The 25563-nt window shown below is 71.9% G+C and carries 24 protein-coding genes; 8 read left to right on the forward strand and 16 right to left on the reverse strand.

What is annotated here, in order from left to right; all coding sequences use genetic code 11:
* The first annotated feature begins 11 nt into the window (after nt 1-11).
* From AC1MLT_RS20905 to AC1MLT_RS20915, 3 genes are all read left to right on the forward strand, one after another.
* Complete coding sequence (locus AC1MLT_RS20905) at nt 12-1022, forward strand: acyl-CoA dehydrogenase family protein (RefSeq protein WP_481036200.1); 1011 nt, start codon at nt 12-14, stop codon at nt 1020-1022.
* Between the two features lie 79 nt (nt 1023-1101).
* A complete protein-coding gene (locus tag AC1MLT_RS20910) occupies nt 1102-2577 on the forward strand; it encodes a CoA-binding protein (RefSeq protein WP_481036202.1) in 1476 nt (491 codons plus the stop codon).
* Nucleotides 2578-2588: 11 nt separating this feature from the next.
* Entirely contained in the window at nt 2589-3584 is a 996-nt protein-coding gene (locus AC1MLT_RS20915; protein WP_481036203.1) for a Bug family tripartite tricarboxylate transporter substrate binding protein, read from the forward strand.
* 9 nt (nt 3585-3593) lie between these two features.
* Here AC1MLT_RS20915 and AC1MLT_RS20920 read toward each other — a convergent pair whose 3' ends face one another.
* The 11 genes from AC1MLT_RS20920 to AC1MLT_RS20970 form a co-directional block, all read right to left on the reverse strand.
* The gene (locus tag AC1MLT_RS20920; protein WP_481036204.1) at nt 3594-4460 is read right to left on the reverse strand and encodes an SDR family NAD(P)-dependent oxidoreductase; all 867 of its coding nucleotides are present in this window, start codon (nt 4458-4460) and stop codon (nt 3594-3596) included.
* Nucleotides 4461-4536: 76 nt separating this feature from the next.
* Nucleotides 4537-5631 carry a CoA transferase gene (locus tag AC1MLT_RS20925; protein WP_481036205.1) on the reverse strand — a complete coding sequence of 365 codons (1095 nt, stop codon included), beginning with the start codon at nt 5629-5631 and terminating at the stop codon, nt 4537-4539.
* Nucleotides 5624-6958: a phenylacetate--CoA ligase family protein gene (locus AC1MLT_RS20930; protein WP_481036207.1), complete on the reverse strand. Its 1335-nt coding sequence runs from the start codon at nt 6956-6958 to the stop codon at nt 5624-5626. Before AC1MLT_RS20930 ends, AC1MLT_RS20925 begins: the two co-directional genes overlap by 8 nt.
* The gene (locus AC1MLT_RS20935; protein WP_481036209.1) at nt 6912-7616 is read right to left on the reverse strand and encodes a TetR-type transcription factor C-terminal domain-containing protein; all 705 of its coding nucleotides are present in this window, start codon (nt 7614-7616) and stop codon (nt 6912-6914) included. The genes AC1MLT_RS20930 and AC1MLT_RS20935 overlap by 47 nt, the downstream gene beginning before the upstream one ends.
* A gap of 36 nt (nt 7617-7652) precedes the next feature.
* Nucleotides 7653-8816, reverse strand: coding sequence for an acyl-CoA dehydrogenase family protein (locus tag AC1MLT_RS20940; RefSeq protein WP_481036211.1), 1164 nt, complete (start codon nt 8814-8816; stop codon nt 7653-7655).
* The gene (locus tag AC1MLT_RS20945; protein WP_481036212.1) at nt 8813-9829 is read right to left on the reverse strand and encodes a branched-chain amino acid ABC transporter permease; all 1017 of its coding nucleotides are present in this window, start codon (nt 9827-9829) and stop codon (nt 8813-8815) included. The genes AC1MLT_RS20940 and AC1MLT_RS20945 overlap by 4 nt, the downstream gene beginning before the upstream one ends.
* On the reverse strand, nt 9829-10701 hold the full coding sequence (locus tag AC1MLT_RS20950) for a branched-chain amino acid ABC transporter permease (RefSeq protein ID WP_481036213.1): 873 nt from the start codon (nt 10699-10701) through the stop codon (nt 9829-9831). Before AC1MLT_RS20950 ends, AC1MLT_RS20945 begins: the two co-directional genes overlap by 1 nt.
* The gene (locus AC1MLT_RS20955) at nt 10698-11450 is read right to left on the reverse strand and encodes an ABC transporter ATP-binding protein (RefSeq protein WP_481036215.1); all 753 of its coding nucleotides are present in this window, start codon (nt 11448-11450) and stop codon (nt 10698-10700) included. The genes AC1MLT_RS20950 and AC1MLT_RS20955 overlap by 4 nt, the downstream gene beginning before the upstream one ends.
* On the reverse strand, nt 11447-12235 hold the full coding sequence (locus AC1MLT_RS20960; protein WP_481036430.1) for an ABC transporter ATP-binding protein: 789 nt from the start codon (nt 12233-12235) through the stop codon (nt 11447-11449). The genes AC1MLT_RS20955 and AC1MLT_RS20960 overlap by 4 nt, the downstream gene beginning before the upstream one ends.
* Before the next feature lie 63 nt (nt 12236-12298).
* Nucleotides 12299-13456 carry an ABC transporter substrate-binding protein gene (locus AC1MLT_RS20965; protein WP_481036216.1) on the reverse strand — a complete coding sequence of 386 codons (1158 nt, stop codon included), beginning with the start codon at nt 13454-13456 and terminating at the stop codon, nt 12299-12301.
* Between the two features lie 54 nt (nt 13457-13510).
* Nucleotides 13511-14662, reverse strand: a complete 1152-nt coding sequence (locus AC1MLT_RS20970) for an ABC transporter substrate-binding protein (RefSeq protein ID WP_481036218.1) — start codon at nt 14660-14662, stop codon at nt 13511-13513.
* 194 nt (nt 14663-14856) lie between these two features.
* Here AC1MLT_RS20970 and AC1MLT_RS20975 point away from each other — a divergent pair, with 194 nt between their 5' ends.
* The 4 genes from AC1MLT_RS20975 to AC1MLT_RS20990 all read left to right on the forward strand — a co-directional run bounded on the left by AC1MLT_RS20975 (nt 14857) and on the right by AC1MLT_RS20990 (nt 19040).
* Nucleotides 14857-15621 (forward strand): crotonase/enoyl-CoA hydratase family protein, encoded by a 765-nt coding sequence (locus tag AC1MLT_RS20975; RefSeq protein ID WP_481036219.1) that lies wholly within the window; start codon nt 14857-14859, stop codon nt 15619-15621.
* A gap of 67 nt (nt 15622-15688) precedes the next feature.
* Nucleotides 15689-16930: a CaiB/BaiF CoA transferase family protein gene (locus tag AC1MLT_RS20980; protein ID WP_481036220.1), complete on the forward strand. Its 1242-nt coding sequence runs from the start codon at nt 15689-15691 to the stop codon at nt 16928-16930.
* The gene (locus AC1MLT_RS20985) at nt 16927-17916 is read left to right on the forward strand and encodes an NADPH:quinone oxidoreductase family protein (protein ID WP_481036221.1); all 990 of its coding nucleotides are present in this window, start codon (nt 16927-16929) and stop codon (nt 17914-17916) included. The genes AC1MLT_RS20980 and AC1MLT_RS20985 overlap by 4 nt, the downstream gene beginning before the upstream one ends.
* Complete coding sequence (locus AC1MLT_RS20990) at nt 17913-19040, forward strand: NAD-dependent epimerase/dehydratase family protein (RefSeq protein ID WP_481036222.1); 1128 nt, start codon at nt 17913-17915, stop codon at nt 19038-19040. Before AC1MLT_RS20985 ends, AC1MLT_RS20990 begins: the two co-directional genes overlap by 4 nt.
* Here the strand turns inward: AC1MLT_RS20990 and AC1MLT_RS20995 are convergent.
* The 3 genes from AC1MLT_RS20995 to AC1MLT_RS21005 form a co-directional block, all read right to left on the reverse strand.
* Entirely contained in the window at nt 19012-20001 is a 990-nt protein-coding gene (locus tag AC1MLT_RS20995) for a Bug family tripartite tricarboxylate transporter substrate binding protein (protein WP_481036223.1), read from the reverse strand. The genes AC1MLT_RS20990 and AC1MLT_RS20995 overlap by 29 nt on opposite strands.
* A gap of 56 nt (nt 20002-20057) precedes the next feature.
* A complete protein-coding gene (locus AC1MLT_RS21000) occupies nt 20058-21080 on the reverse strand; it encodes a cyclase family protein (RefSeq protein WP_481036224.1) in 1023 nt (340 codons plus the stop codon).
* Between the two features lie 170 nt (nt 21081-21250).
* Nucleotides 21251-21931, reverse strand: coding sequence for a TetR-type transcription factor C-terminal domain-containing protein (locus tag AC1MLT_RS21005; RefSeq protein WP_481036225.1), 681 nt, complete (start codon nt 21929-21931; stop codon nt 21251-21253).
* Between the two features lie 715 nt (nt 21932-22646).
* Between AC1MLT_RS21005 and AC1MLT_RS21010 the strand changes: the two genes are divergently transcribed.
* A complete protein-coding gene (locus AC1MLT_RS21010; protein ID WP_481036227.1) occupies nt 22647-22982 on the forward strand; it encodes a LysR family transcriptional regulator in 336 nt (111 codons plus the stop codon).
* A gap of 9 nt (nt 22983-22991) precedes the next feature.
* Here AC1MLT_RS21010 and AC1MLT_RS21015 read toward each other — a convergent pair whose 3' ends face one another.
* Nucleotides 22992-23963: a DUF707 domain-containing protein gene (locus AC1MLT_RS21015; protein ID WP_481036228.1), complete on the reverse strand. Its 972-nt coding sequence runs from the start codon at nt 23961-23963 to the stop codon at nt 22992-22994.
* Between the two features lie 255 nt (nt 23964-24218).
* Nucleotides 24219-25544: an MmgE/PrpD family protein gene (locus AC1MLT_RS21020; protein ID WP_481036229.1), complete on the reverse strand. Its 1326-nt coding sequence runs from the start codon at nt 25542-25544 to the stop codon at nt 24219-24221.
* Nucleotides 25545-25563 lie beyond the last annotated feature (19 nt).

The following is a 25563-nucleotide window of genomic DNA, read 5'->3' on the forward strand; positions in this document are numbered from 1 at the left end:
AGACCGACCCCATGTTCACCGAAGCATTCGAAGACATCCTGCGCGACCACTGCACGCCGGCCCTGGTGCGCGCCATCGAGGCGGGCGGCAGTCCGGCGCCGCTCTGGGACGCCATCGCGGAGGCCGGCTTCCTGGAACTGCTGGCGCCGGAGACGGCGGGCGGCGCGGCCCTGGGCCTGGCCGACCTGTTCCCGATCCTGCACGCGCTGGGTCGCCATGCGATGCCGTTGCCGATCGGCGAGACCCTGGTCGCCCGCGCCCTGCTGCCGGCCGATGCGGTGCCCGGCGGCATGGTGACGCTGGCGCCCGCCGCGCGAGCGCTCGAGGGCGGCGGCTGGCGCTGCCCCAACGTCCCGTTCGGCGCCATCGCCGACCACGTCGTCGCCGATGCCGGTGATGCCCAGGTGCTGCTGTTCGACTGCGCCGGGGCCAGGCGGCACCGGGCGGGCGTCGGGCGCAGCCTGGTGGCGTCGCTGGAGTTCGGCGCCGACGCCGCGCCGCGCCGGTTCGCGCTCGCCGGCGGCGGCGCCGGCGCCGGCGACCCTGGCGGGGGCGTGCGCGTCTTCGCAGCCGCCCTCTATGCCGCCCTGCTGGCCGGCGCGCTGGCGCGGACCTTCGAGATCACGCTGCAGTACGGCAACGACCGCGTGCAGTTCGGCAAGCCGATCGGCAGGTTCCAGGCCATCCAGCACCAGCTGGCGGTGATGGCCGAGCTGGTGGCGGCCTCCCGCGTGGCGGCCGAGGCGGCCTTCCAGGGCGGCGGCGCGATGCCCGCGCCGATGGCCGCCGCCCTCGCCAAGGCGCGCGCCAGCGATGCCGTGTCCGCCTGCGCCGGCATCGCGCACGCGGTGCATGGCGCCATCGGCGTGACGCAGGAATACGACCTCCAGCTGCACACCCGGCGCCTGCACGAATGGCGCCTGGCCCATGGCTCGGAGGACCACTGGCATGGCGTGATCGGCCAGGCGGTGATCGCCTCCGGCCAGCCGCTCGCGGACTTCGTGCGCACCGCGACCCACTGAGCGCCCCGCCGAGCGCCGCGCGGCATCGCGCGCTGCCCGCCGGCGCGGGCGCCCGTTCCCTCCCAGGAGACCAGCCACCATGCAGTCCTCGCGCGACACCGTGTATTCCCACGCCCAATTGCACCCCCTGCTGGCGCCGTGCAGCGTGGCCATCATCGGCGCCTCCGGCCGGCCGGGCTCGTTCGGCGAGCGCACGCTGAGGAACCTGCGGGCGCATTTCGCCGGCCCGGTCCACCTCGTCAATCCGCAGTACGGGCGGCTGGGCGACGACCCCTGCCACCCGGAGGTGGCCGCGCTGCCCGAGGTGCCGGACTGCGCGGTGATCGCGGTGCCGCGCGAGAAGGTCGAGCCGCTGGTGGCGCAATGCGTGGCGGCGCGGGTGCCGGGCGTGCTGGTGTTCGCCTCCGGCTATGCCGAGACCGACCTGGACGAACGACTCGACCAGCAGCGCGCGCTGGCCGCGCTGGTGCGCGGCACGTCGACCCGATTGCTGGGCCCCAACTGCATCGGCTTCGCCAACTACGTGGCGGACGTCCACCTGTCGTTCTCGGCCTTCCCGTCCTGCCGGCCGGGCCCGGGCGCCATCGGCATCGCCAGCCAGTCCGGCGCCCTGGCCATGGCCATCGCGCAGGGCGCCAGCGTGGGCACGCCGGTCAGCCACGCGCTGGCCTGCGGCAACATGGTCGATGTCGACGTCGCCGACTGCGTGAGCTACTTGGCCGGCGAGCCGGCCTGCCATGCGATCGTCTGCGTGCTCGAGGGCCACGAGCATCCGGCGCGGGTCGAGGCGGCGGCGCTGGCGGCGCTGGCGGCCGGCAAGCCACTGGTGGTGCACAAGCTCGGCCGCACGCCGCGCGGCGCGCTGGCCGCCTGGCGCCACACCGCCTCCGTCGCCGGTTCGCACGACGACTGGCGCGCGCTGTTCGAGCGCTGCGGCGCCATCGAGGTCGAGCAGTTCGACCGCGTGATGGAGGTCGCCGCCTTCTTCGCCAAGGCGCCCCGCGCCGGCGGGCGCGGCGCGGCCGTGCTCAGCACCTCCGGCGGCGCCTGCATCATCGCCGCCGACGCGGCGGGCGCGCACGATGTCGCGCTGCCGCAGGCGGTCGATCCGGCGACCGGACGCCTGCTGGCCGAGGCGATCCCGGCCTTCGGCTATCCACTCAATCCCTACGACACCACGGCCCAGGTCGTCAGCGATCCGTCCCTGTTCACCGCCTGCGTCGGCGCCGTGATGGCGGACGACGCCTTCGACACCGTCGTCATGCCGCAGATCCAGGCCTACGACGCCGCCACGCCGCGCATCGCCACGCTCGACGAGGCGGCCGGGCGCTGCGGAAAGATCGCCTGCGACGTCTGGCTCACGCAGTGGATGGGCGGCCCCGGCTATGCCGAGGCGGCGGCGGCGCCGCACGTGGCGCTGTTCCGTTCCATGGACACCTGCTTCTGGACCCTCGCCCAATGGCAGCGGCGCCAGCGCCGGATCGACGCGCGGGAGATCGGGCGCTCCGCCCCGGCATCCGACCAGCGCTCCACCCCTGCCCGCCTCCTTCCCTGAAAGGCCACTCCATGCGATCCGTCCCGCGCGCCGTCCTCCGCCTGCCGCTCGCCCGCCGCCGCCTGCTCTGCGCCCTGGCGCTGGGGGGGTTCGCGCTCGGCGCCGCCGCGCAGGATTTCCCGACCAGGCCGCTGCGCATCGTGGTCGCCTATCCGCCGGGCGGCGGCGCCGACATGCTGGCGCGCGACTTCGGCCAGAAGCTGCAGGAGCGGCTCGGCCAGCCGGTGATCATCGAGAACAAGCCCGGCGCCGGCACGCTGCTGGCGGCCGCGCAGGTGGCCAAGGCGCCCGCCGACGGCCACACGCTGCTGCTGGTCACCAACACCCTGCTGATCTCGCCGCAGCTGCAGAACGCCAGCCCGGTCGACGTGCTGGCCGAACTCCGGCCCGTGGCCTCGCTCACCGGCATCGTGTTCGTGCTGGTGACGCCGCAGAAGCTGCCGCAGAGGACGTTGCCCGAACTGGTCGCCCACATGAAGGCCCATCCGGGCGAGGTCAACTACGCCACGCCCAGCCAGGGCGGCATCACGCACCTGATCGGCACCCAGTTCCAGGAGGCGCATGGCGTGCGGATGGTGACCGTGCCCTACAAGGGCACCTCGCCGGCCCTGGTCGACCTGGTCTCCGGCCGGGTCCAGACCATGCTCGACGCCATGGCGACCTCGCTGCCCTACATCCGGGACGGCCGGCTGCGGGCCCTGGGCGTGGCCGACGACCAGCCCTGGCCGGGCATGCCGGACGTGCCGCCGATGTTCGCGCCGGGCCAGCGCTTCGGCCGCGGCTGGTATCGGCTGTTCACCGGCGCGGGGGTGCCCGACGCGGCGGTCCGGGTGCTCAACGGCGCCACCGCCGAGATCCTGGCCGAGCCCGCCTTCAACGCCAGACTCAAGGCCCTGGCGCTGGTGCCCCTGGGCCAGGACGACCCGGCCGCGCTGCGCGCCGAGACGCGCTCCGAATACCGGCTCTGGGGCGACCTGATCCGGGAGAAGGGCATCAAGGCCGAATGAGCGAGGGGCTCAGCCCGCCAGCATGTGCAGGCCGGACCCGAGGTGGGCCGCGCCGTCGATCTGGATCAGCTGCCCCGACATCAGGTGCGCCGCCGGCGTGGCCAGGAAGGCGACCAGCTCGGCCACCTCCTCGACGCTGGTGGCCCGCCCCATCGGCGTCGCCTCGACCAGCCGGTCGAGCATCGGCTTGGCGGCCTCGCCGGACAGGCCTTCGGTCAGCACGGCGCCGGGGCCGATGCAGTTGAGCGCGATCCGGTCCCGGGCCCATTCCAGCGCCAGCGTGCGCGTCAGGCCGAGCACGCCGGCGCGCGCGGCGATCGAGTGGGCGATCCCCATCGAGCCGCGATCGACGCCGGACAACGAGATGTTGACCACCGTGCCCTGGCGCGCCTTCAGGTAGGGATGGGCGGCCCGGGTGACGGTGAAGACGGCCGACAGGTTGACGTCGATCACCGCGTCCCAGCCCTTGCGGTTGATGAGCGTCGCGGGCGAGAAGAACTGGCCGCCGGCGTTGTTCACCAGCAGGTCGATGCCATGCGCCTCGCCCGCCCGGCGCACCAGCGCCTCGATGGCCGGCGTGTCGCGCACGTTGCAGGTCTCGAAGCGGAACGTGCCGGCCAGCGGGTCCGCCAGGGCGGCGGTCTCCTGCAGCGCCTCGGCGCGCCGCCCGGTCCCGAAGACATCCATGCCGAGCGCCAGCAGGCGCAATGCGATGCCCCGGCCGATGCCCGAGCCGGCGCCGCTGACGAAGGCGCTGCGGCCGGCGTGGACATCGGGCGCCAGCACGTGGATGGCCCGGGCGGCGGAGGCCGGCGCGGCGCCGGTGGCGGCGACGCTGGCGCCGGGATCGATGTCGGGACGGAAGGGACTGTTCATCGGGAGGGACCTCGGGGGCTGGGTCGGTGGGGGGGTCGGTGGGGTGGTCGGGGGGTGGTCGTCTATGACGCCGCGCTCAGTCCGGGCGCCGCGCATCGCCGATGGCGGGGCTCGCGTCGCGCACGGGCCGCCTGCCGTCGAACAGCAGCGGGAAGGCCGGGACGTGCTCGCCCGAGGGCAGGCGCCGCGAGACCGCCCCGGGCCGGGCCGCGCGCACCCGCTCGATGGCGGTGGCGGGGTCGTCGACATGGCCGGCCGGGATCTGCAGCGAGCGCATGCGCGCGAGCACCGCCGCCTTCGGCTGCGCGACGGTCCAGGCCTCGACCACGGCGTCGAAGTGCGCGGCGCGCGCGATGCGTTCGTCGATGGGCGCGGTCTCGCCACCGACCAGGGGCCGCAGCCGCTCCCAGTAGGCATCCAGGCCGCCCAGGATGTAGACATGGCCGTCGGCGCAGCGATAGATGCTCGACGGCGCCGAGGCGCGGTCGCGGTTGCCGCGCGGCGGCGCCAGCTCGCCGCCCTCGGCCAGGGTCAGCACGGCCGGGCCGATCATGGTCGCCATCGCGACCTCCATCATCGACAGATCGACCACGCAGCCGCGCCCGCCCGGCGCCAGCAAGGCCATCGCGGTGGCGAAGCCGGCATGCAGGCCACAGAACATGTCCACCGGCCAGCCCGAGGACAGCCGGGGCGTGCCATCCTCGTCGGCATTGAGCCGCGCGAAACCCGACTCGCATTGCGCGATGGTGTCCATGCAGGGCCGCGGATCCTGCTGGCCATGACCCGAGATCAACGTGACGACCAGGTGCGGGAAGCGCGTGCGCAGGGTCGCCGCGTCCAGGCCGAGGCCGGCGAGCGAGGCCGGCGCCAGGTTGCACACCAGCGCGTGGGCATCGGTCAGCAGCGCGTCCAGCGCCGCCCGGTCGCCCGGTGCGTGCAGGTCCAGCACGCGGCTGGACTTGCCGGTGTTGAAGCTGCGCGCGTAGTAGCTGCCGAAGGCGTTGCCCGGCAGCGTGCGGGCCCGGTCGCCCTGCGGCGACTCGATCTTGGTCACCTCGGCGCCATAGTCGGCCAGGTACTGCGCCGCCGTCGGACCGGCGATGAACTGCGACAGGTCGACGACGCGCTTGCCCGCGAGCGTGCGCGGCGGACCGCCGGCGGCCTCAGGCACGCAGCACCCGCGTGGCCTTGTGCACCGTGCGCGGCAGCGTGCCGGCCTCGACCACCTCGACGTGGAAGCGGACCTGCAGCTTCTCGCGCAGCCGGTGCGACAACCGCTCGGCGAGGTCGGGCCCGGCATCGCCCTCGCGCTCGACCCGCAGCCGCACGCCGGTGAGGAAGCCCGTCAGCGGGTCCTTGACGCTGTCGTCCAGCACGATCAGGTATTCGTTGGACAGGCCCGGGAAGGCGCGCACCACGTCCTCCACCGCCGAGGGAAAGAGATTGACGCCGCGCACGATCAGCATGTCGTCGGCGCGGCCGAGCACGCCGCCCGACAGCCGCGCGTGCGTGCGGCCGTCCGGCGCCGGTCGGCTGTCGCGCACGACCATGTCGCCGGTCCACCAGCGCACCAGCGGGCAGGCCTGCTTGTCCAGGTGCGTCAGCACCAGCACGCCGCGCTCGCCGTCGGCCACGGGCTCGCCGCTGTCGGGATCCACGATCTCGACGTAGATGAAGTCCTCCGCCAGGGTCGGGCCGAGCTGCGCGGCGGTGTCCCAGCCGATCGGCTGGCATTCCAGCGCGCCGTAGCAGTCGAACATCCGCGCGCCCCACTGGCGCTCGATGCGCTCGCGCGTGCCGGGGATGCTGGCGCCGGGCTCGCCGCCGACGCACACCATCCGCACCGTCGAGGCGCTCAGGTCACGGCCCATCTTCTCGGCCGCCTCGGCCATGTGCGCCATGAACGACGGCGTGCCGATCACGCAGCGGCTGCCATATTCGAAGATGGTCTCGATCTGCCGCTGGGTGTCGCCCGACGAGGCCGGGATCACCAATGCGCCCAGGCGCTGCGCCGCCAGCGTGGCGCCCAATCCGCCGACGAACCAGGCGTAGTTGAACATGCACTGGAAGACGTCGCCGCGCCGCAGGCCCTGCGCGTACAGGTAGCGGGCATAGAGGTCGGCCCAGCGGGCGATGTCGGCCTCGGTCCACAGCACCGGCGCCGGCCGCGCCGTGGTGCCGGAGGAGAAATGCACCCGCACCGCCTCGCCCGGCCGCACCGCCGCCAGGCTGCCGAAGGGCGGCTCGGCCGCCAGCCCCTTCACATAGTCGGCCTTGCGCGTGAACGGCAGGCGCCGCAGGTCGGCCAGGCTGCGCAGGTCGCCGGGCTCGAAGCCGGCCTCGGCGAACACCCGCCGGTAGTGGTTGCTGGTCTCGCCGACGCGCCGCAGCTGGCGGCGCAGGGCATCGAGCTGGAACTGCTCGATCCGGTCGCGCGACCAGGTCTCGGCCTCATCCCAGTGGGTCTCGGAGAAGGGTTGGCTGGCTGGCTGGTTCATGCTGGATGTCCTTCAGAATGCCGCGCATCGCGAAGTCCGCGAGCGCGTGGGCGATGTAGTCGACGGCCTCGGGGCGCTGCAGGCGCCGCTGGCCATACCAGACGGTGGTCCAGTTCAGCGCCCCGAAGAAGGGTTTGGTGGCGAGCCGGGGCGGCAGGTCGACGAACGCGCCCGAGCGCACGCCCTGGTCGATCACCTCGCCGAACAGCCGCTCGTAATCGTCGCGCATGCGCAGCACCAGACGCAGTCGCCGGGCGGACGATGGCGTGTCCGCCAGGCGCCGGCCGAGCCCCTGCACCGCGACCTTCTGCATCGGCAGCTCGGTCAGCAGGATGCGGACGTGGCGCAACGCCATGGCCGCGAGCCGTTCCTCGGGCCGGCCCGGTCCGCGCGCGATCGCCCCGACGGCATCGTCCAGGCGGCGCATCGCCGCCAGCTGGACCTCGAGGTAGAGGTCGGACTTGCTGCGGTAGTGGTGGTAGATGCGGCCCTTGGTCGCACCCAGGCGCCGGGCCACGGCATCGATCGAGGTGGCGGCATAGCCCGCTGCCATGAACAGCTCGGCCGCCGCCCGCAGGATCTCCTCGCGCGAGGCGTCGCCGGGCGTGGACCCGGCCCCGGCCCCGGACGAGGGCGCCCGCTTCGTGGGGCCGGCCACCGTCGTCGCCCTCCGTGTCCGGGCCCGCGTCCGGCCTCATGCCGCCGGTGTCTCCGCCTCCTTGCGGATGGCGCGCGACAGCACCAGCCGCTGGATCTCGGAGGAGCCCTCGTAGATCTCCAGGATGCGCTGGTCGCGGTAGAGGCGCTCGACGACGGTCGGCTTGCAGTAGCCGAGCCCGCCCCAGATCTGCACCGCGTCGTCCGCCGCCTGGTGCGCCACCTCCGACGTGAAGAGCTTGGCCATGGCGCCGAGGTTGGAGACGTCGTCGCCCCGGTCGTAGGCGCGCGCGGCCTCGTAGAGCATCATGCGGGCCGCCGAGATCCGGGTCGCCATGTCGGCCAGCATGAAGCCGATGCCCTGGTTCTCGCCGATCGGCTGGCCGAAGGTGCGCCGCTCGACGGCGCGGCGGGCGGCCTCGCGATAGGCCGCGATGGCCAGCCCCATCGACTGGGCCGAGACCATGATGCGGCCGACGTTGAGCGTCTGCAGCGCCAGTCGCAGCGCGCGATGCAGCTCGCCGATGCGCGCGCTGTCGGGCACCACCAGGTCGACCTTCAGGTTGGAGGTCTGCGTGCCGCGGATGCCCATCTTGTCCGACAGCTCGTCCACCACCGCGCCCGGCTGCTCCTTGTCGACCATGAAGGCCGAGATGCCGCGGCCGGCCTGCGCCGGATCGGTCTTGGCGAAGACCACGTAGTAGCGCGAGGCGCCGCCGTTGCCGATCCAGTACTTCTCGCCGCGCAGGCGCCAGCCGTCGCCCTCGCGCACCGCCGTCGCCTCGATCGCCGCCGCGTCCGAGCCGGCGATGCGCTCGGACAGCGCGAAGCTGGTGGCCCGGCCCTGCGTCATCTCGCGCAGGTAGAAGTCCTTCTGGGCATCGGTGCCGGCCAGCAGGATCGGGAAGGCGCCGAGCTGGTAGGCGCACATGATCGCCGCGGTCGAGGCGCAGTGCGTGCCCAGCGTCTCCACCGCCGCCACCGTGGCGACCAGGCTGGCGCCCTCGCCGCCCCACTGGCGCGGCAGGAACAGGCCGACGAAGCGATGCTCGACCAGCGCCTCGATGGTCTCCCAGGGATAGCGCTGGTCGCGGTCGAGCTCCGGGGCCAGGGGCGCGAAGCGTTCGCGGCCGAGGCGCTCGGCCAGGGCCTGCCAGCGGGCGGCGGATTCGTCGAGGGTCGGTTGCCAGAGTACGGTCACTTGGTTTTCTCCATCAATGTCGTTGCGGGTGGTTGGGCGGCGCCCGCGCGCCGCGCCGTCCCGCGCGCCAGGCGCGCGAGCGGACGCACGAGCCCCATGAGGCCCTGCGGGAAGAAGGCGAGGACCAGCACCAGCACGCTGCCGAGGATGATCTTGTCGACATAGCCGCCGAGCGAGAAGAACTTCTCCTGCACCAGCACCAGCGCGGTCGCCAGCAGCGGCCCGAGCAGTTGCCGGCGCCCGACCAGGATCACCGCCGTCAGCATCAGGATGAGGAAGTAGTTCTCCAGGATGTCGGCGCTGACGTAGGCGCGCTGGTAGGCGTAGAGCCAGCCGGCGGTGGCGGTGATCGGAGCGGAGAACAGGAACACCTCGAGCCGCACGCGCGCCGGATCGATGCCGCCGATGGTGGCCAGGCGCGGGTTGAGGTGCGTCATGATCGCCGCGGCGCCCAGTCGCGAGTTGCGGAAGCGGTCGACCAGGTAGATGGCGACCACCAGCAGCACGAAGGCATAGGGCCAGAGCTCGCGATCGCTGCGCGCCGTGAGCGTCAGGCCGGCGAACGACAGGTCCAGCATCGGCAGGCCGCGCACGCCGTCGGAGCCGCCCAGGAACGACCAGTTCGCCGCCAGCGACATCGCCACCACCGCCACCGCGTAGGTGACGAGCGAGAACACGAACTCGCGCAGGCGCAGCGTGACCAGGCCGATCACCAGCGCGAACAGCAGCGCGACCGCGATCGACGCCCCCAGGGTCGCCCACGAGCTCCAGCCGGCGCGTGTCGACAGCAGCGCGGTGGCATAGGCGCCGGCGGCGAAGAACACCGTGTGGCCCAGGCTCACCTCGCCCAGGTCGGAGACGATGACGTCGAGCCCGTAGGCCATCACGGCCAGGATCGCGATCAGCACGGCCGCGCTGTAGACCGAGGCGCCGCCGCCGGCCAGCGCGGGGGCGAACCAGACCGCGACGCCCACCAGGGGCAGCGCGGCGCGGCGCACGGACGGGCGCGCCATCAGTGCGCTCCCCCGGCCGCGCCGGTGCTCAGGCCGCCGGGGCGCAGCACCAGCAGCGCGATCAGCATGAGGAAGGCCGCCGCCGTGGTGTAGGCCGGCGAGACCAGCGCGCCGAACAATGCCGTGAAGATGCCCAGCCCGACACCGGCGAAGTAGCTGCCCCTGACGCTGCCGATGCCGCCCACCACCACCACGACGAAGGTCATGATGACCTCCTCGAAGCCCATCGAGGTGAGGATCGGCGTGCGCGGCGCGACCATGCCGGCGGCGAAAGCCACGGCCGCGCCCTCGAAGGCGAAGACGCCGTAGTACACCCGCCGCACGTCGATGCCCGCGAGCTGCGCGAGCTGCGGATCCTCGGCCACCATGCGCACCAGGCGGCCGACGCGCGTGCGCTCGAGCGTCCAGCCCAGCGCCAGGAACACCGCCACCGTCGCCACGACGATCGCCGCGTCCTGCCAGGTCAGCCACAGCGGGCCGAGGTCGATGTCGCGCGTGGACAGCGCGGTCTCCAGGATCTGCCCGGTCGAGCCGAACACCAGCGCCGCCGCGCCATGGAGCACATAGCCGAAGCCGAGCGTCATGATCATGATCGACACCAGGTTCTGCTCGAAGGTGGCGCGCAGCATGATGCGCTGCATCAACAGGCCGAAGGCGGCGCCGACCGCCATCGCCAGTGGCAAGGCCAGGCCGTAGGGCACGCCGGCCCGCGTCACGGCCCACCAGGTGACGAAGGCGCCGAGCATGTAGAGCTGGCCGTGGCCGAAGTTCACCAGCCGGGCCACGCCCAGCAGCACGGTCCAGCCGATGGCCACCAGCGCGTAGGCATGGCCGAGCACGATGCCGTTGACGAGTTGTTGCGCGAGGTTCATGCGGCATGCGCTCCCAGGTAGGCGCGCGCGATGCGCGGGTCGTCGCGCAGCGCGCCGGCCGGTCCCTCGAGCGTCACGCGCCCGCGTTCGAGCACCAGCAGGCGGTCGACCACCTCCATCGCCGCGCGCACGTTCTGCTCGACCAGCAGGATCGACAGACCCGAGCGCGCCAGCGCGCGCATGGTCTGCAGCACCTGCGACACCAGCATCGGCGCCAGGCCAATCGAGGGTTCGTCGAGCAGCAGCAGCTTCGGCCCCAGCATGAGCGCGCGGCCGATGCCCAGCATCTGGCGCTCGCCACCCGAGAGCTGGGCGCCGAGGTGGCCGCTGCGCTCGCGCAGGCGCGGGAACAGCTGGTAGATCTCCTCGCGCGCATAGACGCGCCGCCCGGGCGCCGCCAGCGGGGCGAAGGCGGTCGAGAGGTTGTCCTCCACCGTCATGCGCGAGAACACCAGCCGGCCCTCGGGCACCAGCAGCAGTCCGGCGCGCACGCGCTCGTGCGTCGGCCGGTCGTCGATGCGCCGGCCGTCGAGCGCGATGTCGCCGGCCACGCGCGGCGCGCCGCGCGACCAGCCCGCCAGCGCGTTGACGAGCGTCGACTTGCCCGCGCCGTTGGCGCCGATGACGCCGACGATCTCCCCTGGCGCCACGTCCAGCGCATCGACGGCGACGGCCTGGTTGCCGGCATACGCCACCCGCAGGTCGCGCACCCGCAGCACGGCGTCGGTGCGCAGCCCGTCGGCGGTCATTGCGGCTTCCCCAGGTAGGCTTCGCGCACCCGGGGATCGCGCTGGATCTCCGCCGGCGCGCCATAGGCCAGCTGGCGGCCGAGGTCGAGCACGCAGATGCGGTCGGCCACGGCCATGATGAGTTCCATGTGGTGCTCGATGACGACCAGCGCGACGCCCTCGCGCTTGAGTGCGGCCAGCAATCGCACCAGCGCGTCCATGTCCTCGCCACCCAGGCCGGCGGCGGGTTCGTCGAGCAGCAGCACATCGGCCCCGCGCCCATAGGCCAGGGCGATCGACAGCATGCGCTGGACGCCATAGGGGATCTCCTTCGGGCTCTGCGCGTGGTAGGACGCCGGGATGCCGAAGCGCGCCAGCTGGACCGCCGCCAGCTCGCGCGCGAGCGCACGCCGGCGCGCCGCCGAGAACGGATTGAGCGCGCTGGCCAGGAGTCCGGCATAGGCGTGCTCGCCGAGCACCGCGACGAAGTTGTCGAGCACGCTGAGGTCGTCGAAGAAGGCGTTCTGCTGGAAGGCGCGCTTGAGTCCGAGCGCCGCCAGTCCATGGGGCGGCACCCCGGTCACGTCGCGCTCGCCCAGGTGCACGCGGCCGGAGCGCCGCACCATGGCGGTGACGGCGTCGTAGCAGGAGCTCTTGCCGGCGCCGTTCGGGCCGATGATGCCCAGCAGCTCGCCGGCACGCACTTCCCAGGTGACGCCCTCGAGCGCGACCAGTGCGCCATAGCGCACGCCCAGGCCTTCCACGCGCAGCGCGGGCGGGGCGCCGATGCGGGCCGGCGCCGCCATCGCCCCGGCGCGGGCCGGGCCGGCGGCCGTGGAGGAGATCGTCGCGGTGTCCATGCCGGCCCCTCAGCGCGTGACCGCGATCTTGCGATCCTGCACGGTGAACAGATAGTGCCGGGAGAGCAGCTGGCCGTTGGCTGCGAAGGTGATGTCGCCCATCACCGTGTCCTTGAAGGCGCCGCCGCGGATGCGCCGGGCGATCGGCTCGCGCTCCAGCGTGCGCAGTTCGTTGGCCGCCAGCGCCCACACCTGCAGGGCGGTCGCGCCCAGCGCCATGAACTTGTCGGGGGTGTACTTGAACAGTTCCTGCGTGCGGGCCACGAAACGCTGGTTCGCCGCGTTGGAGGCGAAGGGCTCGACATTCGGGAAGTAGATGTCGGCGCCGACCAGGCCGTTGGCGGCCTCGCCGGCGACATCCAGCACGCTCGGCGCGACTGTGCCGACCGCCGCCACCAGCGTGCCGGGCAGGCGCGACTGCCGGGCCTGGCGGATGATCGCGGGCATGCCCAGGCCCTCGTTGGCGTTGATGGCGATCGTCACGTCCGGGTTGGCGGCGCGCACGTTGGTCAGCGCGACCCGGAAGTCGGCCTGGGTGAACGGGAATTTCTCCTCCGCCACCTTCTCGTAGGCGTGGCCGAGCTTCTTCAGCTCGCCCTCGATCGACTCCTGCGCGCCGTTGCCATAGGCATCGTTCTCGGTCAGGAAGGCCACGCGCCGGGCCTTGGCCACGGTGGCGATGTAGTTGGCGATGACCGCGCCGTCCTGGGAGTTGGAGCTGTTGAGGCGCGCCGCCAGCGGATTGGCATCGCCCGAGAGGATGGGGTCGGCCTTGGAGATGGCGGTCAGGTCGAGCACGCCGGCGCGCGCGATCACCGGCTGCATGGCCAGCGTGACCGGGCTGTTCCAGCCTTCGATGATCACCGAGACGCCCGCGCTCACGAGTTCGGTGGCGCGCGAGACGCCGATGGCCGGGGTCGACTCGTCGTCGCGCGAGAGCAGCTCGATGCGGCGCCCCATCACGCCGCCGGCGTCGTTGATCACCGACGCCATGGCCTGGATCGCCTGCGTCACGTGCTGGCCCTGCGGCCCGGCGCCGCCGGAGAGCGGGAAGATGGTGCCGACCTTGACGGTCGCCTGGGCCGGCGCCTGGGCGCGCACCAGGCCGCACAGGCCGATGCCGAGCCCGAGGCCGGCCGCGACGAGGGTTCTTCGATGCTGGTTCATGCTGCTTGTCTCCTGTTGCTTGTCGACGCCGCGCCGAGGGGGACGCGGGCCCTGCTACCTGCGCACGACGATGCGGCCGTCGGCGACCTGGAACGGATGGGCCTTCAGGTCGAGCTGCCCGTTCGGCGCGAAGGCGATGTCGCCGAACACCGTGCCCTTGAACGCGCCGCCGCGGATGCGGCGGGCCACCGCCTCGCGCTCCAGCGTCCGGCCTTCGTTGGCGGCCAGGGCCCAGATCTGCAGGGCGGCCGCGCCGACCGCCATGAACTTGTCGGGCGTGGTCCTGAACATGGCGCGCGTGCGCTCGACGAAACGCCGGTTCGCCGGCTCCGAGGCGAAGGGCTCGACATCGGGGAAGTAGATGTCGACCCCGGAGACACCATTGGCCGCCTCGCCGGCGACCGCGATCACGCTCGGCGCCACCGTGCCGAGCGCGGCCAGCAGCTCGCCGGGCACCCGGCCCTGGCGGAACTGGCGCAGGATGGCCGGCATGCCCAGGCCCTCGTTGGCGTTGATGGCCACCGTGACATCGGGATGGGCGGCGCGCACGTTGGTCAGCGCGATCCGGAAATCGGCCTGGGCGAAGGGAAACTTCTCCTCGGCGACGCGTTCGTAGGCGTGGCCGAGCCGCTGGAGTTCGGCCTCGATGGCCGACTGGGTGCCGACCCCGTAGGCATCGTTCTCGGTCAGGAAGGCGATGCGGCGGGCCTTCAGGGTCTCGGCGATGACACGCGCGACCGCCGCGCCACCCTGGGCGTTGGAGGCATTCAGCCGGATCGCCAGCGGATTGCCCTCGCCGGAGAGCACGGCGTCGGCGCTGGCGAAGAGCGTGATGTCGAGCACGCCGGCGCGCGCGATGACCGGCTGCATCGCCAGCGCGACCGGGCTGCTCCAGCCCTCCAGGATCACCGAGACGCCCTGCGCGATCAGGTCGTTGGCGCGCGACACGCCCACCGCCGGGGTCGACTCGTCGTCGCGCAGCAGCAGTTCGAGCGGCCGGCCCAGCACGCCGCCGCCCTCGTTGATCAGCGCCGCCATCACCTGCACGGCCTGGCTCACGCGCTGACCCTGCGGCCCGGCGCCACCCGACAGCGGCAGGATCACGCCGACCTTGATCGGCGCCTGGCTCGGGGCCTGCGCCCAGGTCGTGGCTGGCAGCACGCACGCCATGAGCAGGATCGCGAGAAAGCGGGACAGGGCCTTCAATGGTGTCTCCTTGCGAACGCCATCGAGGCGCCGGATACGAACATACCATCAGGTATGTTTTTGGGTCAACGAAAGCCGAAGAAGATTGGCATAGCGCTTTCCCTACCCATTGAATGCAGGGAAATCACTGGTGCCCTTGCGCCATGTCGCACGATACTTACCGGTATGTTCATGCCGTGGATAGGACCAGTCCCATGACCGAGGAGATCCTCACCAGCGTCCGCGAGGGCGTGCTGACCATCACCATCGACCGGCCCCGGGCCCGCAATGCGATGACGCTCGCGGCCGCCCGGGCGATCGCGGCGGCGCTCGACCGCCTGGACGACGACGACGAACTGCGCGTCGGCATCCTGACCGGCGCGGGCGGCCATTTCTGCGCCGGCATGGACCTCAAGGGCTTCCTGCGTGGTGAGCGGCCGAGCATCGAGGGCCGAGGCTTCGGCGGCCTGACGACGAAGCCACCGCGCAAGACGCTGATCGCGGCGGTCGAGGGCTATGCGCTGGCGGGCGGCTTCGAGCTGGTCCTGGCCTGCGACCTCATCGTGGCCGCCGAGGACGCGCAGTTCGGCATCCCGGAGGTCAAGCGCGGCCTGGCCGCGACGGCGGGCGGCCTGCTGCGATTGCCGCGCCAGCTGCCGCATCGAGTCGCGCTCGAACTGGCCCTGACCGGCGAGATGTTCCCGGCGACGCGCGCCCATGCCCTCGGCCTGGTGAACCGGCTCGCCGCGCCCGGCCAGGCGGTCGAGGAGGCGCATCGGCTGGCCCGGGTCATCGCCGCCAACGGGCCGCTGTCGGTCGCGGCCAGCAAGCGCGTGGTGCAGGAGTCGCGCGACTGGCCGATCGAGGAGATGTGGGCGCGCCAGGCGGCGCTGACCGAGCACATCTTCGGCTCCGACGATGCGCGCGAGGGTTCGGCCGCGTTCGCCGAGAAGCGTCCGCCGGTCTGGCGCGGGCGCTGAACCGCCGGGCGCCCGGCGGGCCCGTCCCGATCCTTCCTCCCTCCTCCCTCCCTCCTCGAAGGTTGCCATGAGCGCATTGCTGTCGAAGATCCGCGTGCTGGACCTCAGCCGCGTCCTGTCGGGTCCCTGGAGCACGCAGATGCTGGCCGATCTCGGCGCCGACGTCATCAAGGTCGAGCGCCCCGGCGGCGGCGACGACGTGCGCCAGCAGGGCGTGCCGCTGAAGGACCGCGAGGGGCGCGAGACCGGCGAGCGCTCCACCTTCCTGGCGCTCAATCGCGGCAAGCGCTCGGTCGCCATCGACATGGCGACGCCCGGCGGACAGGCCCTGATCCGCCGGCTGGCCGCCGCCTCGGACGTGCTGGTCGAGAACTTCAAGAGCGGCGACCTGGCGCGCTACGGGCTCGACCACAAGTCGCTCGTGCACCTGAATCCGAAGCTGGTGTATTGCTCGATCACGGGCTTCGGCCAGACCGGTCCCTACAGCCACCTGCCCGGCTACGACCTGATCTTCCAGTCGATGAGCGGGGTGATGAGCCTGACCGGCGTGCCCGACGGCCAGCCCGGCGCCGGACCGCAGCGCGCCGGCTACCCGATCGCCGACACCACCGCCGGCTTCTACGCCACCATCGGCATCCTGGCCGCGCTGCACCACCGCGACGCCGTCTCCGGCGTCGGCCAGCACATCGACCTGTCGCTGCTCGATGCCCAGGTGGCGGCCGTGTCGTCGATGGCCATGGGCTACCTGGTGGGCGGCGAGCTGCCGAAGCGCTCGGGCATCCGCTCGCAGCTGACCTGTCCCTACCAGGACTTCGAATGCGCGGACGGGCCGATCATGATCGCGGTGGGCAACGACGCGCAGTACCGCCGGCTCTGCGCCGTGCTCGAGCGGCCCGACCTGGCGAGCGACCCGCGCTTCCTGACGACGCCGCAGCGCGTCGAGCAGCGCGAGCAGCTGGTGCCGCAGATCGCGGCGATCCTGCGCGAGCGGCCGATCGCGCACTGGATGCCCTTGCTGCGCGAGGCCCAGGTGCCGGCCGGGCCGATCAACGACTTCCGGCAGGTCTTCGAGGACCCGCAGATCCGGCATCGCCACCTGGTGCGCGAGGTCGAGCATCCGCTGTCGGGCCCCCTGTCGGTGGTCGCCAATCCGCTGAACTTCTCCGCCACGCCGATCGACTACCAGCGCGCGCCGCCGCTGCTCGGGCAGCACACGGCCGAGGTACTGCGCGAGGTGCTCGCGCTCGACGACGCGGCGATCGAACGACTCGCGGACGCGGGCGCGATCGGCCTGGGGGCCGTCGCATGAAGGCCGTGCTGTGCCGCGCGTTCGGACCGCCGTCCGTGCTGCGCGTGGAGGACGTGCCCTCCCCCCGGCCCGGCGCCGGACGGATCGTCATCGCCACGCGCGCCTGCGGCGTCAACTTCCCGGACACGCTCATCATCCAGGGTCGCTACCAGTTCAAGCCCGACTTCCCGTTCTCGCCGGGCGGCGAGGTCGCGGGCGTGGTCAAGGAACTGGGCGAGGGCGTGACCGGGTTGCGCATCGGCGACCGCGTGATCGCCGCGACCACCCATGGCGGCTATGCCGAGGAGGTGGTGGCGGAGGCGAGCCGGACGATCCCGATGCCCGAGGGCATGGACTTCGAATCCGCCGCGGCCTTCGTGCTGACCTATGGCACCTCGCACCACGCGCTGAAGGATCGCGCGCGGCTCCAGCCCGGCGAGACCCTGCTGGTGCTGGGCGCGGCCGGTGGCGTCGGGCTGTCGGCGGTCGAGCTGGGCAAGCTGCTGGGGGCACGCGTGATCGCGGCGGCGTCCAGCCCGGACAAGCTCGCGGTCTGCCGCGCGCATGGCGCCGACGAGGTGATCGACTATGCCCGCGAGGACCTGCGCGCCCGCATCAAGGAACTGACCGAGGGGCGCGGCGTCGACGTGGTCTACGACCCGGTGGGCGGCGACTACAGCGAGCCGGCGCTGCGCGGCATGGCCTGGAACGGCCGCTTCCTGGTGGTGGGATTCGCCGCCGGCGCGATCCCGAGCCTGCCGCTGAACCTGCCGCTGCTCAAGGGCTGCGCCGTGGTCGGCGTGTTCTGGGGCGGCTTCACGCGCAACGAACCCGAGCGCAACCGGGAGAACCTGGCGGAGCTGGGACGCTGGGCCGCCGCCGGCGAGCTCCGGCCGCACGTCTCGGCGCGCTATCCGCTCGAACGCGCCGCCGATGCGCTGCAGGCACTGATGGATCGCCAGGTGCGCGGCAAGGTCGTGCTGGTCACCGACGCGGCGCGCCCATGAGCAGCGCGCGCCGCACGATCCTGGTGGCCGGGGCGCTGGGCGTGGTCGGCCGGGCGGTCGTGGAGCGCTTCGCCGCCCGCGCCGATGCCACGGTGATCGCGCTGGCGCGCCGCGCCAGCGACTTCGCGCCGCAGGCGACCTGGATCTCGGTCGACCTGCGCGACGCGGCGGCGACCCGCGCGGCGCTCGCCGCCCACCCCGATGTCACGCACCTGGTCTACGCCGCGCTGCACGAGCAGGCCGACCTGCTCGAAGGCTGGCGCGCGCAGGCCAATGTCGACCTCAACACGGCGATGCTGCGCCACACGCTCGATGCCCTGGCCGGGGCGCCGCTAGCGCACGTGACCCTGCTGCAGGGCACCAAGGCCTATGGCGTCCACACCGGTCGCGCGATGCGCGTGCCCGCGCGCGAGACCGACGCGGTCCGCGATCACGCCAACTTCTACTTCGACCAGCAGGACCTGGTGGCCGCACGCGGCGCCGCCACGGGTTTCGACTGGACCATCTTCCGGCCCCAGATCGTGCTCGGGGTCGCGGTGGGCAGCGCCATGAACCCGGTGGCGACGCTCGCGGCCTATGCGCTGCTGGCCCGCGAGCGGGGCCTGCCGCTGGTCTATCCCGGCTCCATCGACCTGCTGACCGAATGCACCGATGCCCGGCTGATCGCCCAGGCCATCGAGTGGGCCTGGGACGCGCCGCGGGCGCATGGGGAAGCCTTCAACATCGCCAACGGCGACGTGGTGGTCTGGGCCGAGCTGTTCAAGCGCCTGGCCGACCACTTCGACATGCCGCTCGGCGCGCCGGCGCGCCAGCGGCTGCGCGACGCCATGCCGGCGCAGGCCGCGTCGTGGAGGACCCTGGCCGAGCGCGAAGGTCTACGCGTGGCCGACCTGGGCGCCCTGATCGGGCTGTCCTGGCAATATGCCGAAGCGACCTGGGCGGCCTCGCGGCCGCTCGCCGTGCCGCCGCTGGTCTCGACCATCAAGCTGCGCCAGGCCGGCTTCGGCGCCTGCATCGACTCCGAGGAATGCATCGTCGAGCACCTGGAGGCGATGAGCGCGCGAGGCTACCTGCCCGCGCGCCGGGTCCCGCCGGTCACTCGGCCCGGATGTCCAGCCGCTTGATGAGTCCGGCCCACAGCCGGCTCTGCTCGCGCGTCGTGCGCAGCAGCTCGGCCGGCGTGCCGGACTTGGCCTCGTTGCCGACCTTGCGCATCGCCTCGACATAGCTGGGCGACGTCGTGATGGCCCGCAGCGCGGTGCTCAGGCGCTGGACCACCGGCGCGGGCGTGCCGGCCGGCGCGAAGACGCCATACCAGGTCTCGCCGACCACCGAGGGATAGCCGAGCTCGCGGAAGGTCGGCGTGTCGGGCAGCAGCGGCATGCGCTCGGCGCTCAGCACCGCCAGCGCGCGGTACTGGCCGGCGGCGACGTTGGGCACGACATTGGTCAGCGCTTCGACGTTGGAGTCGACCACACCGCCGATCATGTCCATCATGGCCGGCGCCGCGCCCTTGTAGTGCACCTGGGTCAGCTTGACGTCCAGTCCGCTGGCCACCAGTTCGCCCAGCAGATGGACCATGCTGCCCTGGCCGTTGGTCGCGTTGTTGATGCGCCCGGGATTCGCCTTGGCGTAGGCCACGAACTCCGGCAGCGTGGCGGCCGGGAAGTCCTTCTTCACCACGAACGCGAAGGGCACCGTGGCGACCGGCGCCACCGGCTCGAAGTCCTCCAGCCGGTAGGGCAGCTTGTCGTTGAGGTTGGGCGTCACCGTGAAGGTGCTGCCCGAGGACAGCAGCAGCGTGTAGCCGTCCTTCGGCGCGCGGGCGACGTGGGTCGCGCCGATCGCGGTGGCGGCGCCGGCCTTGTTCTCGATCACCACCGGCACGCCCAGCGACTCCGTCAGCCGCTGCGCCAGCAGTCGCCCGACGACGTCGCTGGCGCCGCCGGGCGGAAAGGGCACGACCAGTGTCATGGGCTTGGTCGGCCAGGCGGCCTCGGCGGCCTGCGCGAAGGCCGCCGGGTGCGCCAGCGGCAGGGCCAGCGCGGCGATGGCGGCCAGCAGTCTCAGTCGGATTCGCATCATGTCTCGGCTCTCCGGGTTGTCGTCGGTGGGAACGGGCGGCCGGCGCGGGCCGGGACTCAGACGGTCGCGACCGGTGTCGCCGGCGAGCCGACGGCACCGGGCAGGCGCAGCGGCGGCGCCGTCAGCAGGAAGCTGGACCTGCCATGCGCGCGCAGCCACTGCGCCAGTTCGGCGAAATGCCACAGCTCGCCCAGGTGCAGCCCCAGCTTGAACAGGCAGTGCGCGTGCAGCGGCAGCCCCGGATAGGACCCGGTGGCGCCCGGCGCGGCCGGATAGGCCTCGACCGCGAAGTTGTCGGCGCAGATCGCGACGATGCCGGAGTCGGTGATCCACTGCAGCAGGCGTTCGTCGCGGCCGTCGAGCACGGCGCAGGAGCGGGCCAGCACCGCGCCATCGGGGTTCTTGCGCATCTCCAGCACGAGGTCGGCGAAGCCGGTGTAGAGGCACAGGAAGTCGCCCGCCTCGACCCGGGCGCCCTGGGCGTCGAGGGCCGCCATCAGGCCGTCGTAGCCGACCAGCACGCGCTCGCGGCCATGCAGGCGCTCCAGGTCGACCAGCACGCCGCGCCCCTGCACGCCGGCGGTGGCCAGGTTCTCGATGCCGATCGAGCGCGCGCCCCAGCCGCGATCGGACTCGTCCGGGCCGATCAGCTCGATGCCCGCGCGATAGCCGTTGTAGTAGACCTTCTCGAGCCGCCCGTCGCCATCGGCATCGAACATCTGGCCGACGTGGCCGAAGCCATCCCACTGCGTCGAGTACTGCAGGAACATCAGCACCGCGTCGTCCGAGACCACGTCGCAGAAGCGATCGTCCAGGTTCGACAGCCGGTAGTTGAAGTTGAAGCCCTCGCCACGCTTCTCGTAGACGAACCTGGGCGCCTTGCGATGCTGGAACAGCGTGTTGCCGCCGGGATAGTCGAGCGGCAGGCTCAGACAGAAGGCGACGCCGTGCTCGACCTCGCGGATGGCCCGCAGCCGCGTCTGCGGCGTCAGGAGATTCATGCGCCCGATCTGGTCGTCGGGGCCGAAGTCGCCCCAGTTCGATCCCTCGGGCCGGCGTTTCCAGCGTTGCGTAGCCATCGATCATGTCTCCTCGTGTTGGCACGAGGATGAACATACTTGGTGGTATGTCGCGCGTCAACGGGGTTAACCGTCGGTTCCCTTACCGGCTTTCGATGGCCTCGAATCGCGGGATCGACGTCCGACCTCCACATACCCCAGGGTATGCCTGGGCCTTGCGAGCCTGCCGGTCAGGATCGCTGGTCGCCCAGCAGCGCGGTGCGGCGGGCTTCCTCGTGGCCGACGTCCTTGAGGATGCCGCGCATGGCGAAGGCGGCGAGCGAGCGCGCGATGTCGTCGATCGCATCGGCGCTCTGCAGGCGCCGCTGGCTGTACCAGACGGTGGCCCAGTTCATGGCGCCGAAGAAGGGCTTGGTCGCCAGCTTGGGCGGCAGGTCGACGAACACGCCGGCGCGGATGCCCTCGTCGATGACCTCCACGAACAGGTCCTCGTAGTGGTCGCGCATCTTGACCACGGCGCGCAGCTGGCGCGCATCCGACGAGGCCAGCAGATGGCGCTCCAGTCCCTGCACCGCGACCTTCTGCATCGGCAACTCGGTCAGCAGGATCTGCGTGTGCCGCAGCGCCATCGCGGCCAGGCGCGCGATCGGCCCGCCCTCGCCGCGCGCGATCGGCTCGACCGCCTCGTTGAGCCGGGTCATGGCCGCGATCTGCACGTCGAAGAACAGATCGGCCTTGCTGCGGTAGTGGTGGTAGATGCGGCCCTTGGTGGCGCCGAGCCGCTGGGCCACGGCATCGATGGATGTCGCGGTGTAGCCGAACTCCATGAACAACTCCGCCGCCGCCTGCAGTATTTCCTCGCGCGAATCGCTGTCCACCCCCTCGGTCGCGGTCCGTTGTCCTGTCGCCATTCCTGTCCTCATGCCTGATCCATCGTCATTGCCACCCTGTCACACATTATTTACTGCCGTCGCGCGGCGGGTCGGCGTGGGGTGGCTCGTGGCGGCGGGAGGCGCCGCCGGGACCGGGCAGCGCCGAGGCGGGCAGCGGGAAACAGGCCCCGGGCGCCGCAAAAACTTCGCCGGAGCTTAAAACTTGGCCATTAATTAAAATAATATGGCGACATGCAATCGTGTGGCTTCATCTCTGCTTCTGCACCGGCGACAGGCCGGGGCAAGAACCTGCCACGCGGTTTCTTCCATTCGGTCACTCCCCCATGACGCGCGGGCCGTCCCACCGGCCTCCCCTGTCGAGTCGAGCCCGCCGGCATCCGCCCGGCGCCGGTCCCGCTCCCCGATCCACGCGCTGATCCGATGACGCATCGGCAGGCGCCTCGCGCCATGCGCAGCCGCGTCCGCGGCCCGCGTGGCCTGGAGACGCGACGTGCGCCCGCATCCCTCGAGACGCGCGCGCCCGTCATCCTCCGACGCTTCGACCCCCGGCTCCGCCGCGGGTTGGCTCGATGTCGACCCGTGGGTCGAGCGATGCCTCCTCCCGATCCCGTCCCAGTGAAACGACCGTGACCCAGACCCTTTCCGCATCGATCCTGGTGGCTCCCGCCGCCACCGTCCGCCCTTCCCACGCCGCGGCGACGGCCTCCCGGCGCCAGGCAGGCGCAGCGCCGCGATGACCGTCAGCCTCGACGATCTCGTCATCTTCGCCGCCGTCGCCCGGGCGGGTTCGTTCCGCTCGATCGCGGGCGCCCGGGGCCTGAGCCCCTCGGCCGTGAGCAAGGCGGTACGGCGGCTCGAATCCCAGATGGGCCTGACGTTGCTGGAGCGCACCACGCGCAGCGTGTTCCCGACCCACCACGGCGCGCGCCTGCTGGAGCGGCTGGAGCCCGCGCTGCTGGAAGTGGAGGCGGCGGTGGCCTGGGTCGCCCGTCCGCCGGACCCCGGCCTCGGCGACGCCGGGACGGCGGAGCGGACCATGCCCGAGCTGGAGCGCCGGACGTGGCCCTGAGGCCAGGTCTCAGGTCGCGAAATCCATCGCCTTGGCGTCGACGCTCTTGAACGTGCGCACACCCATCGGATTGAGCCGCAGCTGCGCCGGGCGATAACTGGCCTCGGTGAAGGCCTGCATCAGCAGGCCCACGCCCTTGCGCAGGATCTTGAAGGGCGTCTTGGTCCGGTGCGCCGTCGTGATCAGGTGGGCGCTGTTGCGCAGTTGCGTCTCGACGTTGCCGACGCGGCGTCCGCTGCTCGCGATGCCGCCGTAGACCACCGTGCGCTTGGGGAAGTTCTCGAACAGCGCCGTCACCGTCTTGACCTCGTCGAACGGGTTCACGCCCTGCTTGTCGAAGCTGTCGTAGAGGGTGCCGGTGTAGAACGCCCGGGTGTGCTTCATCGTGACCTCGTCGAGCACCGCCGCCTTGAACGCGGGCTCCTCCATCAGCATCGCCCAGATGTGGTCGGCGCCCCAGCCGCAGACGTACTTCTCGATGATCGGCAGCAGCTTCTTCATGTACGACGTCTTGATGCACGGCGACATGCATTCGAGATGGTTGACATAGCGCAGCTTGAAGCCCGGACACTGCATCAGCACCGGATAGGACACGAAGCTGTCCATCGTCATGGCCGGCTGCGCCAGGGTGAAGTCGTGGGCCGCCGTGATCTCGAAGATGCGGTTGATGTCCGACGCCGTCATGAGCAGGTCGTCGTCGGGCAGCATGACGTAGTCGTAGTGGTCGAGCAGCTCCGGGTGGGCGCGGAAGTGGCGCGCCAGGCTGTCCCACTTGGTGCCCTGGTCGACCACTGTGGGCAGGTCGGCATCGGCGATCCGATCCGCCTTGTCGCCATAGGCGTTGAGCTGGAGGTCCCAGGTCCTGACGCACTGGCGATCCTCGACCCAGGCGTGATGCAGCGACTTGCTGCCCACGCGGCCGATGACGAGATAGCGTTGCCGGGACGGTCGCGCCGTGGCGGACGGGCTGATGGCGGTCATGAGGTGCTTTTCATCGAACCAGAAAACGGAGGGGCGCGAGGTTCGAACCAGGGCACCGCACAGGCGCGGCCCCGACCTCTCGACACCGGGATTTATCTCTTTTCGCGCCGTCCAGGTCCTGAATTTGTTGTGAAGTCTTAAGTATTAAATTTAACTTCACGCCTCATGAGTTGCAACTGTTTTCAAGGAATTTAGTTTGTTTCATTTGTGAATGCATACTGAAAGCAACATCCACCCTTGAAACGCGACCGCCGTTCAGCGCAGCGACCCGGCCTCGTCCAGCTTCCAGAGACGCCGCATGAAGGTCCCGGCGGCGCCGGCGCCGAGCACCGGGCCGGCCAGTTCGAGGAATTTGCCTTCCAGTTCGAGATCGCTCAGGGGCTCCTCCGGATCGCCCTTGCGATGGGTCTGCAGATGCTCGAGGCGCCGGCCGTCGCGGGTCTCGATGACGACGCGGGCGGCGCGCTGGCCGGGGAAGGCGGCATCGAGCGCCGGGTCGACGGCGACGACGACGCGCTCCATCAGCGCGCGCGTGGCGGGATCGTCGAGCCGCGCGGGCTCGTAGGCCGCGAGCCGCACGCTGCCATGCGCCAGCGCCGTCGCCACCACGTAGGTCAGGCTGAAGCGCGCCTCGTTGGGCGTGGTCGGGCGCGTGTAGCAGGCGATGTCGAGCGCCGGGCGATAGGTCGCCACGTGGACGCTGGCGATGTCCCCGGCCGCCAGGCCATGCCGCTCCTTGAGCACCAGCGCGCCGTCGATGGCGGCGAAGGTGTGGCCGCAGCCGATGTGGTTCTTGAATGTCAGGCGCGCGACGTGGAAGTCCCGCCCCAACGTCGCATCGATCGACGACCAGTCGGGGCCGTCGCTCATCGCCCGGCCGAGCCCGCCCTCGCCATCGAGCACGTCGAGCGAGCCGGTCACGCCCTCCCGCGCCAGCCGGGCCGCGACCAGTCCGGCCTCGGCCGCCCGTCCGGCATGCAGCGGCTTGGACATCGAGTCCATCCGGAAGGCCTGCTGCAGCCCGGCGGCGAAGGTCGCCGACGTCGCCAGCGCATGCGCGAAAGCGTCCTCGTCCAGCCCCAGCAAGGCCCCGGCCGCCGCCGCCGCGCCGAAGGTGCCGATCGTGCCGGTGCTGTGCCAGAAGCGATAGTGGGAACGCCCCATGACGACGCCGATGCGGGTCGAGACCTCGTAGCCGAGCACGACCGCGCGCAGGAAGCGCGCTCCGTCGGCATCGACGTCCTGCGCCGCCGCCAGCGCCGCCGCGATGGTGGCCGCGCCGGGGTGGTACATGGCATCGCGGAAGCTGTCGTCGATCTCGGCGGCATGCGCGGCGGTGCCGTTGATCAGGGCCGCCGCGCGCGCGGTCGCCGGCCGGCCGCGCGCCAGCCGCGCATGCCCGTGGTCCAGGTCCTCGGCCAGCACGGCCTCGAGCTGCGCCACGGGATCGGCGGCGAGGCCGGGGAACAGCGAGGCGTACCAGTCGATGACGGCGCGCTTGGCGTGATGGAGGACCTCGTCGGGCAACGGCTGCGACTGGAGCCGGAGGGCGTGGCGCGCGAGCGTCTGGGTGGCGTGCATGGGATCGCTGGAGGGTGAT

It is taken from the genome of Variovorax sp. PEI5 (assembly GCF_056679935.1).